Source organism: Bifidobacterium sp. LH_413, assembly GCF_056357015.1.
Map to the genome: position 1 here is coordinate 142,518 of NZ_JBKEVK010000003.1, position 13,693 is coordinate 156,210.

At 66.3% G+C, this 13,693-nt stretch carries 7 protein-coding genes; 2 read left to right on the forward strand and 5 right to left on the reverse strand.

What is annotated here, in order from left to right; all coding sequences use genetic code 11:
* Window positions 1-4 precede the first annotated feature (4 nt).
* On the forward strand, window positions 5-265 hold the full coding sequence (locus AC1AYN_RS06765) for a twin-arginine translocase TatA/TatE family subunit (protein ID WP_476502639.1): 261 nt from the start codon (window positions 5-7) through the stop codon (window positions 263-265).
* 64 nt (window positions 266-329) lie between these two features.
* On the opposite strand, the gene AC1AYN_RS06770 is transcribed toward AC1AYN_RS06765, so the two are convergent.
* The 5 genes from AC1AYN_RS06770 to AC1AYN_RS06790 all read right to left on the reverse strand — a co-directional run bounded on the left by AC1AYN_RS06770 (window position 330) and on the right by AC1AYN_RS06790 (window position 7,595).
* Window positions 330-1,451 carry a LacI family DNA-binding transcriptional regulator gene (locus tag AC1AYN_RS06770; RefSeq protein ID WP_476532739.1) on the reverse strand — a complete coding sequence of 374 codons (1,122 nt, stop codon included), beginning with the start codon at window positions 1,449-1,451 and terminating at the stop codon, window positions 330-332.
* 152 nt (window positions 1,452-1,603) lie between these two features.
* Window positions 1,604-2,689, reverse strand: a complete 1,086-nt coding sequence (locus AC1AYN_RS06775) for a LacI family DNA-binding transcriptional regulator (protein WP_476532684.1) — start codon at window positions 2,687-2,689, stop codon at window positions 1,604-1,606.
* Between the two features lie 82 nt (window positions 2,690-2,771).
* The gene (locus AC1AYN_RS06780; protein WP_476502642.1) at window positions 2,772-3,806 is read right to left on the reverse strand and encodes a LacI family DNA-binding transcriptional regulator; all 1,035 of its coding nucleotides are present in this window, start codon (window positions 3,804-3,806) and stop codon (window positions 2,772-2,774) included.
* Window positions 3,807-4,043: 237 nt separating this feature from the next.
* On the reverse strand, window positions 4,044-5,465 hold the full coding sequence (locus AC1AYN_RS06785) for an MFS transporter (protein WP_476532685.1): 1,422 nt from the start codon (window positions 5,463-5,465) through the stop codon (window positions 4,044-4,046).
* Window positions 5,466-5,597: 132 nt separating this feature from the next.
* Window positions 5,598-7,595 (reverse strand): glycoside hydrolase family 127 protein, encoded by a 1,998-nt coding sequence (locus AC1AYN_RS06790; protein ID WP_476532686.1) that lies wholly within the window; start codon window positions 7,593-7,595, stop codon window positions 5,598-5,600.
* 400 nt (window positions 7,596-7,995) lie between these two features.
* Here AC1AYN_RS06790 and hypBA2 point away from each other — a divergent pair, with 400 nt between their 5' ends.
* Window positions 7,996-13,551: a beta-L-arabinobiosidase HypBA2 gene (gene hypBA2, locus AC1AYN_RS06795; RefSeq protein ID WP_476532687.1), complete on the forward strand. Its 5,556-nt coding sequence runs from the start codon at window positions 7,996-7,998 to the stop codon at window positions 13,549-13,551.
* The last annotated feature ends 142 nt before the right edge of the window (window positions 13,552-13,693 follow it).

The window sequence follows — 13,693 nt, forward strand, 5'->3', positions numbered from 1 at the left end:
GAGCATGCTGTTCGGCATTTCCGGCACGGAACTGGTGGTGATCCTCGTCATCGCCGTGATTCTGGTCGGTCCAGACCGTCTGCCCGGATACGCGCGCAAGGCGGGCCGTTTCATCCACGACCTGCGTGCGCGCGGTGCCGCATTGCGCAAGCAGAGCGACATCGACGTGCACGGCATCGTCGAGGATTCCGGCATCAACGACATCCGGCGGACGATCGACGGTGCGAAACAGGACGTCGACCGGCTGCTGCCGCCGATCCGCTGACGGGCGCGCGGCGGACGCGGCGGACGTGACGGACGTGACGGACGACGGGCGCGTGATGGCGGGATCAGTCGGTGGGCAGCGTGGATTCGCGTTGGATGAGGCGGGCGGCCACATGGTCGACGCCATGATGCGGCCTGCCTTCGATCGCGTCCATCAGGCGCAACGCGGCCATGCGGCCCAGCGACTCGTTGCCGTCGTCGATGGAGGTGAGCCACGGGTGCGCGTACACGACGTAGTCCTCGCGGTCGTCATGGCCGATGACCGCGACGTCCTGCGGGACGTTGCGCCCGTTGCGTTCCAGTTCCTCGACGCATCCGCGCGCGATCACGTCGCTCTGGCAGACCACCGCGTCGAACGTGGGGTCGTCGTCCAGCAGCAGACGGACGGCGGCGCGACCCCATTCGACGTCCCACGGGCCGAACCGCGCCTTGCACGCGAGTTCCAGACCGGCCTCGTGCAACGCATCCTCCGCTCCCCGCAACCGTTCGTGAGAGACGCTGTACGTGCGGTCGCCGGCGATGACGGCGATGCGCGTGCGCCCGCAGGAGAGCAGATGCCGCACCGCCATGCGCCCCGATTCGACGTTGTCCTGCACGACGGAGCAGTCGGCCGGATCGGTGGAGGGGCCGTACGCGTACACGACGGGCACCGGCACGTCCAACCGGTAGGGCACCGGATCGGTGCGCCGCGAGATGATGAGCAGTCCGGCGACGTCCTGCGCGAGCAGTTGTTCGACGCACCGGTACAGCAGCGCCTCGTTGCCACCGGCGTTGACGAGCATCGGGGTGATCGAGCGCGCCTGCAGCGCGTTCTCCGCGCCGATGAGGATCGTCGGCGTGAACGTGCCGGCTAGGTCGATGCAGATGACGCCGATGCGCATGCCGGGCTGGACGCCGGCCGCCATGCCGGTCCCGATGCCGCCTGCGACGCCCGCGCCCATCGTGCGCTTCAACGAACGCATCTGCTCGGGCTCGTAGCCGAGCCGTTCGGCGGCCTCGAACACGCGACGACGCGTCTCCTCGTTGATGCGCGGCTGACCGCGCAACGCCCGCGACGCCGTGGACAACGCGACGTTCGCTGCCCGGGCGACATCACGCAAACGCACCGGCGCACGCCCAGGTGATTCCGTGCCGACGCGGTCGCGGGATTCCTCGTCTTCCGGCGCGAAACCGCCCGTGGCGCCCATGGCACCGATCGCATGTGACATACGCACTCCCATCACACGCAGGCGACGCCGCCTGCCTTGCTTCCTCGTAACAGCACTCATTGTAGCCATGCGCGCACGGGCGTGGTGAACGTTCACGGGGTGTGATGACCAAGGAACGGCAGGCCGCTCCCCTAGCCGTTGCGCCGCTCGTAGATTCTTCCGCTGCCCTCGACCGCGGTGCGGCGGCCCACTTCGGTGGACTCGCGCACGACCATCGGGCACTCCACGCTGAACACGCCGTGATGCGGATGGCCGTTGATCGCGTCGAGCAGATACCTCGCCGCCATCTTGCCGATCATCGCGATGTTGTTGTCGAACGTGGTGAGCGTCGGATGCACGTTCGCGCTGAACACGAACCAGTTGTCGTGCCCGATCACCGCGACGTCGCGCGGCACGTCCTTGCCCTCGGCCAGAAGTCCCCTCACCGCGCCGCGCGCGATCTCGTCGCTCAGACAGTAGATCGCGTCGAGATGCGGGTGGCGTTCGAGAAGCATCTTCGCCGCGCGTTCGCCCCAATCCTCGCCCCACGTGTCGAACAGCATGTCAATCGGCTGGAAGTCATAGAGGGTGAACGTGCGTTGCGCGCCGACGATGCGGTCGTGCGCGGCCTGGAAATCCTCGGAACCGGCGATGATCGCGATGTAGCGGCGGCCGAGGCTCAGCAGGTATTCGATGGCCTGCGCGCCGGCGCCCACGTTGTCGCATACGATGCTGCAATCGTCCGGATCGCGCGACGGATCGTAGGTGTAGACGACCGGCAGGCCCATCGTCGTGCGCTCGTCCAACGGCGGACGGGGGTTCGACGTGTCGCCCACGACGATCAGCCCGTCCACGCCGTAGGCGGCGAGACGGTCGATGTGGCTGCGTTCCAGCGCAGGCCGGCCGTGCGAGCTCATCAGCAGCGCCGCATGGTTGGAGGCGCCGAGCGTGGTCTCCGCGCCGGTGAGCAGCGGCAGCGAGAAGCGCCCGTTGTAGTCGGAGGTGATGAGCCCGACGAGTCCCGAACGTTTGCGCCGGCGCGTGGATTTGACGCGTTCGGCGGGACTCATGTAGCCGAGCCGTTGCGCGGCCGCCGCGACGGCGCGCTGGGTCTGCGGGGAGATGCGGTCGGCGTGCCGCAGCGCCTTCGACGCGGCCGACACCGACACGTTCGCCTCCCTCGCCACATCGGCGAGCGTCACCTTGCGCCCCGCCGTTCCGGATGTCCCTGTCGCCATGGGCACCATGGTAACCCCTTACGACCGTGAGCGCTAACCCCCTTCGCTCCCGTTACGACGGGACGGTTCAGGCCGGAACGGCTCAGGCGTCGTCCGCGTCGTCAAGCAGACGCGTCGACTCGCGCGGCACGAGACGGCAGGACACGTAGTCGGTGCCGTGACGTCGCGTGCCGTTGAGCGCGTCGAGCAGGTAGCGCGCGGCGAGACGACCGACCGCCTCGCCGTTGTTGTCGATGCTGGTGATCGTCGGATGGGTGGCGTTGACGAACACCTCGCGGTTGTCGTGGCCGATGACCGCGACGTCGTCCGGCACCGTGACGCCACGGCGCTGCAGCTCCTCGAGCGCGCCGCGGGCGAGCGGATCATTCTGGCAGATGAGCGCGTCGAACTCCGCATGCTCGTCGTCGAGCAGACGACGCACGGACTCGCGGCCCCAATCCTCGGTCCACGCGCCGAACCGCACCTGTCCGGCCGGCTCCATGCCGAATTCGGAAAGCGCCTCCAATGTGCCCTTGAGACGGTCGCCGGCGGCGATGAACCGGTCGTCACCCGCGATCACGGCGATATGGTGGCGGCCGCAGTCGATGAGATGGTTGACGGCGAGACGGCCCGCCTCGAGATTGTCGCAGGTGACCGAGCAGTCCATCACGTTGGTGGACGGCCCATAGGCGTAGACGATCGGGATGCCCCAGCCGTCGCCGAGCGAGGGATGCGGGTTCGTCTCGTCGTGGATGACGATGAGGCCGTCCACGTTCATCGAGATGAGCTGTTCGATGTGCCCCGGCTCCAGAGAGGCGTCGGACTGCGCGTTGGCGAGCAGCACGCTGATGCCGCGCGAGCTCATCTCCTGTTCGATGCCGACGAGCACCGGGCTCGTGCAGTGCGCGGTGAGCTCGTAGGTGAGCACGCCGATGCTGCTCGTGCGGCCTCCGGCGAGGGACTGGGCCTGCTTGTTCGGCGAATAGTCGAGACGTCGCGCCGCCTCGAACACGCGGGCGCGCGTGGCCTCGCTGATGCGCGGCTTGTTGTGCAACGCCTTCGAGGCGGTGGAGATCGATACGCCGGCGGCGGCCGCGACGTCCTCCAGACGGGCCACCGCGTATGCGCCCTTGCCCATGTTGACGTCCTTTCTGCGTGCGTCCGCGACGGCGGACGGTGAAGCGATGGTGACGGACCGATGGATGACCATCAATCGTATCCGAAAGAGCTGTGCCCCGGCGGGCGACTCGCATGGGATGCATGGGGTTCGCCCGCCGGGGCACAGTGTGGAAGGAAGGAGATAAGGAGTTGGGATCAGGCTTGCCGTTGGCCCCGGAAGCCGGGAAGGGGGGCTTGGCGGCCGGCCGGGACCGGATCAGGCGTTGGCCTGCTCGGCCTTCAGCTGGGCCTCGTGACGCTCGGCCAGCTCGGCCTTGATCTGCGGCTCCATCTTCTCGAACTTGCGGTAGAAGCACATGATCACGGCGACGATCACGTAGACGATCACCGGCAGCCAGATGAAGCAGAAGGTGATGGCGTCCTGGGCGGCCTGGGACTGGACGTCCTTGGTCGCGTCGTAGCCGGCGGCGCCCATGATCTCGAGCGGGAGGAAGGCGCCGAAGCCGGAGCCGACCTGGATGCAGAAGGCGGAGCCGACGGCGGTCAGGAAGCCGGCCGCGTGGATGCCGGTCTTCCACTCACCGTAGTCGACGGTGTCGGCGAGCATGCCGAACGGCATGCCGATGGCGATGGCGGCGCCGAACACGCCGATGGTCCAGAAGGTGACCAGCAGCGGCACGTTGTGGCCGGCGAGCGGCATCAGGGCCTGGCCGAGACCGCCGATGACGAGGCCGATGATCATGGTCAGGGTCTTGTTCTTGGTCTTGTTGGCGATGAACGGCATCGCGATGGTGCCGAGCAGGCCGAGGACCTGGACGCCGTTGAACAGGGAGACGAGGTCGCGGTTGTTGAGCACGTACTGGGCGTAGTAGGTGGACACGCCGTTACGGGTGGACTGGGCGACCCAGTAGATCACGAAGGCGACGACCAGGATGATCCACGGCCAGTTGCCCTTGGCGGCCTTCAGGGAGTCGGACAGCGGAATCGGCTTGTTGAGTTCCGGGTGGTAGTTGCGCTCGTTGAGGTTCTTGAAGGAGAACAGGAGCAGGATGATGGCGACGATGCCCCAGATCGCGGTGACAATCATGAAGCCGGTCTTGTCGCCGCCGCCGAAGTGGACGCCGAACCAGCCGACCAGCGGGATGGTGAAGGACGAGGTGATGAAGGAGCCGATCTGGCCGCCGGCCATACGGAAGGAGTTGGCGTTGTTGCGCTCGACCGGGTCGGAGGTGAGGTTTGGCAGGATGGCGGTGATCGGGGTCTGGATGCCGGTGTAGACGGCGCCGGCGGCCAGGATGTAGGTGATCAGCGCGTACCAGAACTTCGGGGCGCCGTCAGGCAGGCTCGGAGCGGTGAACGCGATCCAGACGGTAATCGCGAACGGCACGCACAGCCAGAGGAACCACGGACGGGACTGGCCCCACTTGGTGTTGGTGTGGTCGACGATGGAGCCCCACACGACGGCGGAGATGGCGTCGGCGAAGCGGGCGACCAGGAGGATCGTGCCCGCGCCCAGCGCACCGGCGGCCGGGATGTGGAACACGTTGGTGTAGAAGTACATGATGTACGAGGAGATGGTCACGTACAGCAGGTTGCCTGCCATATCGGTGAAGGAGTAGGCGACCTTCTCCTTGACCGACAGCTTCACAGCGGAAGCGTCCTGAGTTGCAGCACTCATTGCTTTTTCCTTCTTCTTTGATTGGTTTGGAAAAAATCTTTCAGTTTCCTCTGCTCCCCCTTTTCAGGGGGAGCTGTCGGCCTGCGGCCGACTGAGGGGGTGCCCCCTCGTCAGAGGGGCCACGCGCACGGATCAGAAGTCCGAATCGAACCAGACCTGCATCTGGCCGACCTGGCGGTTCGCCCACGCGTAGTACGGGATGAGCTTCAGGTCGTAGGACTTCTCCCCGACCGGGTGCTCCTCGACGTCCGCGTAGAGCGGGAACTCCACGTCGTCGTGCGTGCGCTTGGTCGCGGGGATCGTGATGACCTCCACGCCGTCCAGCTCGCCGAAGTGGTATTCGGCCTTCGCCTTGGAGGCGTCGTGGCTGCCGATGTGGTAGTTCCACAACGGGGCCGAGTTGTCGGCCTCCTCCGCGCAGAAGACGATCGGGCCGCGCATGACGGCGATCTTGCCGACGTCGTGGCGCACGACGGTCTTGGAGCGCATGAACTTCACGGCCATGTCGAGGTCGAGCGTGATCTTCGTGGTGCCGGAGGTCACCTCGATGGTCACGAAGCCGTCCTCGACGGGCAGGCGACGGGCGTCCTCGCCGTTGACGGTCAGCTCGTGCTTGTACGCGGACCAGGACGGGATACGCACCAGGAACTTGACCGGGTCGGCGCCTTCCGGCACGTCCACGGTGAACTCGATGTGGCCCTCCCACGGGAAGTTGGACTTCTGGGAGACCTTCACGCCGTCGAAGAACTCGGCGTCGTTCGCGATGAACTGGTGGGCGATGATCTCGCGCTTGTCCTCGTGCACCGTGTACAGGTAGCGGTCCACGGAGGCGATGAGGCGGGCGATGTTGGCCGGGCAGCAGGCGCAGCCGAACCATTCGGCGCGGTGCATGAGCACGTGGTAGCGGTCCGGGTTGTGGTCGGTGGCGGTCGGGTCGGCCTCGAGCGCGTTCACGTAGTAGAAGTGCTTGCCGTCGAGCGCGATGCCGGCGATGGAGCCGTTGAACAGCTCCTTCTCGAGCACGTCGGCGTATTCGCCCTTGGTCTCGATCTCGAGCATCTGCTTGGCGAGGAAGCTCATGGCCACGGAGGCGCAGGTCTCGCCGTACATGGTGTCGTTCGGCAGGTCGTAGTCGTAGGTGTAGGCCTCGCCGACGTGGGTGGAGCCGACGCCGCCGGTGATGTACATGCGGCGGGTGACGATGTTCTTCCACAGGCGCTTGGCGGTCTCCTCCAGCTCCTTGTCGCCGATCAGGCGCGCCACATGGGCGACGCCGGTGAGCATGTAGCCGACGCGCACGGCGTGGCCCTCGGCGGTCTTCTGCTGGCGGATCGGGCGGGCGGTCTGCGTGTACTCGTGCGTCCAGCCGCGCATCTGCGGGAAGATGTCGGTGGAGCCGTCGCCGATCTTCTCGTTCTGCTTGTCGTAGAAGCTCGGGTCCTTGCCGCGCACGTCGATGAAGAACTGCGCGAGCTTGAGGTACTTCTCCTCCTTGGTGACCTCGTAGAGGCGGGCGAGCGCGAGCTCGATCTCCGGGTGGCCGTCGGCGCCGGGGATCTTGCCGTCCTCTTCGCCGAAGTTGGCATCGAGGCAGGCGGCCATCTTCTCGGCGACTTCCAGCGCCTGCTGGTTGCCGGTGACCTCGTAGTACGCGACGGCGGCCTCGATGTAGTGGCCCATCACGTACATCTCGTGGGACTGCTGGATCTGGGTGAAGCGCTCGCGGTTCGCGAAGGCACCGGACTTGATGATGTACGGGGTGTCGAGGTAGCCGTCCTCGCGCTGGGCGCGGGCGATGAGGTCGACGAGCTTGTCGCACAGCTCCTTGAGCTGCTCGTCCGGCTCGTAGGCGAGGGAGTAGGCGGCCTCCTCAAGCCACTTGTAGACGTCGGAGTCCTGGAAGACGAATCCCTTGAACTCGCCTTCCTCCTCGCCGGCGGCGATGCGCAGGTTGCGCACGGCGCGGCTGTAGTGGTAGTCGATGTCCTGCTGGGCGCCCGACGGGTCGCGCGGGATGTCGATCTTCTGCTCGTCGTTGATGACCGCCCACTGGTAGGGGATCACCTCCTTGGCGACGTTCTCGCGGTATCGCTTCCAGAATGGCGACGTCACCGTGACTTTCTGGCTCATGTCTCGTCCTTTCCGCATGGTGCGGATGCGGTGTTCCCGCATCCGTCGAAGTGTTTCCTTGCCGCACTGCTTGGCCGGGGGAACATGGCCGCTGCGCAATCGATTTCGTGTTCCTCCGAACGGCTTCGTTGAGCGAGTGTACGAGCATCGGAAAAACGATTTTCCCGGTTCGCGCCATTGCGAAATTTTTCGCGCGAAAAATTTCGCAACCACATGTTTCGCACCCGTTTTCGCACTCCGCGTCCATAGCATGGAACACAAGTCACACGGGCGCGTGCCGGTCCAGGTCAGTGCAGGACGGCCCGGCACAACGCCAGCCCGATGCGACACCCAACACACCAGCGTGGTCCGGCGCGGATCAGTGCAACGGCGGACTGTGCACACAGAGAGGAAACAACACATGGACTCATCGCGTAAGTCCACTCGGAAGAAGTGGATCGCGTCGATAGGTGCCGTGGTGGCGGCGGCGACGCTGCTCAGCGGAGGGGCGGTCACCGCCTCGGCCGCCGAGATCGCCCACCCCAACGCGGACGTGCAGTACCCGAAGTTCTACGGCTCCGACGACCCGATGCAGACGAAGGCCAACACCGTCGCCTACAACCCGACGCAGAGCTACCTGGCCGAGACGTTCGCCAAGGACCAGGCGAACGGCGCCGGCACCGACACCGACCACGACTTCTGGATCGACCGCATCCTCACCCGCACCGGCAACAAGCCGAACGGCTCGGACGGCAAGAACGACGCCGGCACCTACAAGTTCGAGGGCGCCGACAACAACAGCATCCTGTTCACCCGCGGCCGCGCCGCCTACATGTACACCCACACGCCGGGCCAGCTCGGCTTCGTGGGCGACGCCGCGTACTGGGACCAGACCGGCAAGAACGGCTTCACCGTCTCCATCGACGGCCAGAACCTCACCGAGGACGCCTCCCAGCGCAAGCAGACCCCGAGCTACTTCAAGACGGTGTTCACCAACGCCGACAAGTCGCTCGTCGTCACCGAGGTCAAGTACATCACCAACAACAACGTGATGGTCGCCAACCTCACCCTGAACAGCACCAAGGGCGGCGACTTCACGCTCACCGCCTCCTCCCCGTTCGTGACCACCGGCAACGACGGCGACACCGAACTCACCGGCCGCGTCAACGTCAAGAACAACCTGACCACCATCTACCCGCGCTTCTCCGGCAACGACTTCACCGTCAAGGGCGGCAAGCTGGTCAGCACCGTCAAGCTCGCGGCCAACCAGCCGACGACCACCAAGCTCCAGCTCGGCCTGATCGCCAACGAGCTGCCGGACTCCACCACCGAGTACGAGGCCCGCTACAACGGCGACCTCAAGGACCCGGCGGCCTCCTACAAGGATTCCGTCACCACCTACAACAAGTGGTGGGTCGACAACTCCCCGTACGTCGACACCCCTGAGGACAACATCGACAAGACGGTCGTCTACCGCTGGTGGCTGAGCCGCTTCAACATGCTCGACGCGAACATGCCCGGCAACACCTTCCAGTACCCGACCTCCGTCGAGGGCGCGCTCGGCTACAACAACCAGATCGTGCTCACCTCCGGCATGTTCATGATGGACACCAAGTGGTTCCGCAACCCGGAGTACTCCTACGGCACGTGGCTCTCCGCCGGCGACACCGCCAAGAAGGGCAAGTCGGGGTACTACTACTACCACGACAACCCGGGCGATCCGGCCAACTGGAACCACTCCTACACGCAGTACATCACGCGCGCCGGCTGGGACGCCTACAAGGTGCACGGCGGCGGCGCCACCGTGGCCGAGAAGCTCGCCGACCAAGGCGCCGAGGACGTGCAGGGCCTGCTCAACTCGCAGACCGAGCCGGACAACAACGACAACCAGAACGCCAACAAGAACAGCCTGATCGACTGGTCCTGGTGGTCGATGACCGGCAACGACGCGGACGCGGTCTCCTTCTCCGAGCCCGGCCGCTCCGGCCAGCGCATGGACCGCGCCGACGGCTCCGCCAACCTGTGGGCCAACGCGAACGCGGCCGCCCAGGCCTACAAAGCCGCCGGCGACACCGCCAACGCCGAGAAGATGCAGAAGATCGCCGACGGCATCAAGTCCGACGTGCTCAACGACCTGTGGGACTCCTCCGACGATCTGATCAAGCACAAGTGGCTCAAGGACGGCGCCTTCGCCAAGTACAAGGAGATCAACAACTACTACCCGTACTCCGAGGGCCTGATGCCGACCGGCAACAGCGACTACAACAAGGCGCTGCGCCTGTTCGCCGACTCCGACGAGTTCCCGATCTTCCCGTTCTTCACCGCCAACCAGGCGGACAAGGCGGCCCTGAACTTCCCGGGCTCCAACAACTTCTCGATCATCAACGCCCAGCCGCTGCTGCAGGTCTACTCGGCCGGCATCCGCAACTATGACGCGGCCAAGAACGGCTACATCACCAACGAGCAGTTCAAGAAGCTGCTGTACTGGGTGGCCTTCTCCCACTACCAGGGCGGCAACAACGAGTACCCGGACCAGAACGAGTTCTGGAACGAGGACAACAACAACGTCGGCGACCTGAACGGCGACGGCAAGGTCAACAACCAGGACAAGAACCTCGACGCCGCGCAGAACGGCGGCAAGATCACCTACCGCTCCTGGATCCACCACACCCAGCTCGGCACCACGAACTGGACGATGGTCGAGGACGTGGCCGGCATGGTCCCGCGCGAGGACGACAAGATCGAGCTCGACCCGATCGAGATCCCCGGCTGGAACTACTTCACGGTGAACAACCTGAGCTACCACGGCAAGGACGTCTCCATCGTGTGGGACAAGGACGGCAGCCACTACGGCGGCCCCGCCGGCTACAGCCTGTACGTGGGCGGCAAGCTCGCGTTCACGTCCGACAAGCTCGCGCACCTCGTCTACGATCCGTCCACCGGCTCCGTCGAGGTCAAGGACAAGTCCGGCGCGAAGATCACCGGCGCGACCGGCTCCGACCTCAAGTCCGCCGACCAGATCACCTTCACCGCCGACCAGCGCGTGACCGACCTGTTCGCCAAGTCCGGCGCGAACGTCGACTCCGCCTCCAAGAGCCAGACCGACCTCGCCAAGGGCGCGGACGTGAAGGCCTCCTACGAGACCAACGGCTACCCGGCCACCAACGCGGTGGACGGCAAGAACGTGATGGAATCCTTCTGGGGCACCAAGGGCTCCCCGAACAAGAAGGACGACATCACCGTCACGTTCAAGCAGCAGCAGACGATCGACGACATCCGCCTGTACTTCTACCAGAGCTCTTCCAGCCAGACGATCTCCGGCTACGCCGAGCCCGCCAACTACAAGCTGGAGTACAGCGAGAACGGCACCGACTTCAAGCCGCTGACGAACCAGGTGCGCACGCCCGCCTACGCCGGCGCGAACTACAACCGCATCCAGTTCGACGCGGTGAACGCCAAGGCCATCCGCGTCACCTTCACCCCGCAGGCCGGCCAGGCCGTGGGCGTCAAGGAGCTCGAGGCCTACAACACGGGCATCAAGGCGACCGGCACCACCGCCAACCAGGCACCGCAGGTCGACGCCTACGTCTCCACCAGCACCTCCTCCGGCGCGACCATCGTCGGCTCCGTGAAGGACGACGGCCTGCCGGCGGACGGCGACATCACCACCAAGTGGGAGCAGGTCTCCGGCCCCGAGGGCGGCGTGGCGAAGTTCGTGGATGATTCCGCGGCCAGCACCACCGTCACCTTCAACAAGGAGGGCGACTACGTCCTCAAGCTCACCGCCTCCGACGGCGAGCTGACCGGCGAGAAGCAGATCACCGTCCACGGCATCCCGTCCGACGGCACCTCGAACGTCGCGCCGCAGTCCACCGCCTCGGCGAGCTACACCAACGGCTACCAGCCGAAGGACAACGCGAAGAAGGTCATCGACGGCAAGGTCGTGTACACGAACACGCCGAACGAGACCTGGAACAACTGGGGCGACAACACCGGCGCCGAGCCGTGGCTGCAGCTTCAGTGGGCCGGCAAGGTCCCGCTGAAGAAGGCCAAGATCTTCTTCTGGACCGACGGCGGCGGCGTGCCGATGCCGGCCAGCTGGAAGCTCCAGTACGCCGATGCCGACGGCAATTGGCAGGACGTGAAGCTGGCCGACGGCCAGAAGTACACGGTCAACCAGAACGAAGGCAACGAGGTGAAGTTCGCCGACACCGTCGAGACGGACAAGCTGCGCGTCGTCTTCCCGAAGGGCGCGATCGTGGGCGCCTCCGAGTTCGAGGCCTACGCCGTCGACCCGCTGAGCGTCGACACGGTCAACCGTCTGGTCCAGACCGGCACCAAGGCCGCCGATCTCAAGCTGCCCTCCACCGTGAGCGCCGCCTACTCCGACGGCACCCGTCGTGACCTCGCCGTCGCCTGGGGCAAGGTGACCGACGACCAGCTCGCCGCCGACAACGAGTTCGACGTCAAGGGCACCGTCGCCGGCGCGCTGAGCGGCACCACCGCCCACGTCGCCGCCCGTTCCGACACCGCCAACCAGACGGTGGGCGCCGCCCAGCCGGTCGAGCAGACCGTCTACCAGGGCGCCAAGTCCGTCGACCTGCCGACCACCGTGCCGGTCCGCTTCCCGAACGGCATGCTGAACGACGAGAAGGTCGAGTGGAACGCCGCCGACGTGAAGGCGATCGATCTGACGAAGATCGGCGACTACACGGTCTCCGGCACCGCCGACAAGTCCTCCGCCGACGCGAAGCTCACCGTCCACGTGGTCGCCGACCCGAACGGTTCCTCCACCCCGGAGCCGGAGCCCGAACCGGCCGACGGCTGGATCGAGAAGACCGCCTCGAAGACCTCCGTCTCCGCCGAGGCCAGCTGGTCCAAGGCCGAAGGCAAGCTCAACGACGGCGTCGTGGTGGACAAGACCTGGCCCACCACCGACGACCAGGACGTGAACGCCAAGGTCTGGGGCACCTGGGGCCAGGCGAAGGACGGCATGTACGCCGAGTACGACTTCGGCAAGTCCGTCACCGTCGACTCCAGCCGCGTCCAGTACTGGGCCAACTTCGCGAAGACCGACGACGCGAAGGGCGGCCTCGAGGTTCCGGACGCCTGGAAGATCCAGTACCTCGCCGAGGACGGCTCCTGGAAGGACGTCGCCCCGACGAAGGACGGCGACTACACGACCGTGCGCAACTCGCCGGCCGCCCTGGCCACCGAGAACGACGGCTGGAGCACCGTGACCTTCGCCCCGGTGAAGACCACCGCCCTGCGCCTCGTGCTCACCCCGCACACCGGCACCGGCACCTTCGGCACCGCCGTCGCCGAGTGGGGCGTGCACGCCGCCAAGGACGAGCCCGTCCAGCCGCAGGTGGACAAGTCCGAGCTGGAGGCCGCCCTCAAGGCCGCCGCCTCGCTCGACGAGTCCAAGTACACGGCCGAGGCGTGGGACGACTTCCAGAAGGTCGTCGCCGCCGCCCAGAAGGTGTACGACGACGCGAACGCCACGCAGGACGAGGTCGACGCCGCGAAGGCCCAGCTCGAGGACGCCCAGAAGGTCCTCGCCTCCCACCCGGCGACCAAGCCCGACCAGCCCGGCAAGCCCGGCGAGACGACGGTGAACCGCAAGAACCTCGAGGCGTCCATCGCCCAGGCCGAGAAGGCCGACAAGGCGAAGTACACCGACGAGGCGTGGAACGCCCTGCAGCAGCAGCTCGCCAGCGCCAAGAAGGTCCTCGCGAACGACAAGGCCACCCAGGCCGAGATCGACGCCGCGCAGGACGCCCTGGACAAGGCCTACTGGAACACCAAGGCCGAGGAGAAGCCCGGCTCCTCCCAGCCCGGTGTGACCGATAAGGCCAACGGCGGCGTCACCGCCGCCACCGGCGCGGCCGTGTCGGCCATTGCCGTCGCCGCCGTGATGATGCTGGCCGCCGCCGGCATCGTCATCGCCCTCAAGCGCCGCGACACCGGCCGCTGACCTCCGTCGCGTCACCCGCGTGACGCCGGCAGGCGGCAACGCACGTGACGCGACGGACAGACCCCGCTGGGACGTGAGGCACCGGGAAACCGGTGACTCCGCCCCGGCGGGGTCGTCCCCTATCCGCGACAATCCGCGATAA